The following is a 1,435-nucleotide window of genomic DNA, read 5'->3' on the forward strand; positions in this document are numbered from 1 at the left end:
GCCGGTCGATGTTGGTGCGGACGGCCGCCGACGCGGAGCGCAGCCCGTCCAGCGGGAGCATCAGGCCGGTCGCCTTCGACAGCGAGGTGAGCAGGCTCTCGGTGGCCGCCGGATAGTCGGTCTGCGACAGGTAGTGCGGGACGTGGGCGGCGAACCCCATCGCGTCGAGGCCGTCGCGTCCGCGCAGGTACTCGATGAGATGGCCGGCGCTGCCGGGTGCCTGGACCCGCCGTACCCACGGCTCGTACCCGATGATGAGGTCCCGGCGGGTGGCGTGCGCGGTGACGCCGCACGGGCGGGTGTGCGGAACGGCCATCGGGATCGCGTTGAGACCCACGGTCAGCCGGACGCCCAGGCGCTCGGCGAGAATGCCGACGGCGGCGATGAACCGCTTCCACTGCAGGTCGGGCTCTGGGCCGGACAACAGCAGGAAAGGCGTCCCGGCGCTGTCATCGACGAGGTGCAGCCCGAGCAGGGGCTCGTCGTAGTGTTCCCAGTGATCCTCGGAGAAGATCATGAATGGCCGGCGGGAGCGGTAGTCGAGCAGCTGGTCGATGTCGAAGGTCGCGATGAGACGGTTGTCCAGGGTGGTCAGCAGATGGTCGCGGGCCAGCCGGATCGAGCCACCCGCATCGACGACACCGGTGAGAGCCTCCACCAGCACCGGCCTGCCGATTTCCGGCAGATCGTCGGCGACCTCATACAGCTCACGAGGGTCGAGCACTGGTCGGAGCCTCCTCACGGAAGTCTGTTGGCCGCTTCACCAAGGATGAAGCGACAACGGTACCGATCTGTTCCTGCCGTGTGACGTCCTCCGAAAACCTGGCGGAGCGCTTGCGGTAAGTATCGCAGCCGGGCCCGTCCGGGCGGGCGGGGCCACGGCGGGAGATCGCGGCCCCGCCCAGGGTGAGCTCCCGCTCCGCGTTGCGCGGTCCACTATGGCTACTCTCCGTACTGATCGACCAGATCCTGTCCTGCTCCGTGCTGCCTGGTCCGCACGCTGCCGCGCCGCACACTCCTGTGTCCCGTGTGCTGTGGTGGGCATGGGCGGTGGGCATGGGCGGCCCGGCACTCCCGCAGGACATGGCGGGGAAGGCATAGCGAAGACACGGCAAGGGAGGCCCTGTGCGTGACGCGCTGCCGGAGCTGGCCCGCTGGTGGGCGGCGGGGAAGCCGTTCGCGCTCGTCACCGTGGTCGGGACCGGTTCGTCCGCGCCGCTCCCGCCCGGTGCGGTGCTGGCCGTCGGCACCGGCGGGGAAGCGGTCGGCAGCGTCTCCGGCGGCTGCGTCGAGGGCGCGGTGTACGAGCTGGCGTGCCAGGTGCTCGCCACAGGTGAGCCGGCACTGGCCACGTACGGCCCGGACGGTGATAGCAGCCTGGACGGTGGCGACGCCCTGGGCAGCGGAGACGATCTGGGCAGCGGAGACGATCTGG

2 protein-coding genes are annotated in these 1,435 nt (G+C 70.3%); one reads left to right on the forward strand and one right to left on the reverse strand.

The genetic code is table 11. The features are described from left to right. Window positions 1–724 (reverse strand): PAC2 family protein (locus AC5LUJ_RS01040; RefSeq protein WP_493464324.1); only part of this gene is annotated, 724 nt, incomplete at its 3' end. A 401-nt stretch (window positions 725–1,125) separates the two neighbouring features. On the opposite strand from AC5LUJ_RS01040, the gene AC5LUJ_RS01045 reads away from it, so the two are divergent. After that, on the forward strand, window positions 1,126–1,435 hold a 310-nt coding region (locus AC5LUJ_RS01045; RefSeq protein ID WP_493464325.1), incomplete at its 3' end, for an XdhC family protein.

This window comes from Protofrankia sp. CiP1_Cm_nod3, assembly GCF_982290655.1.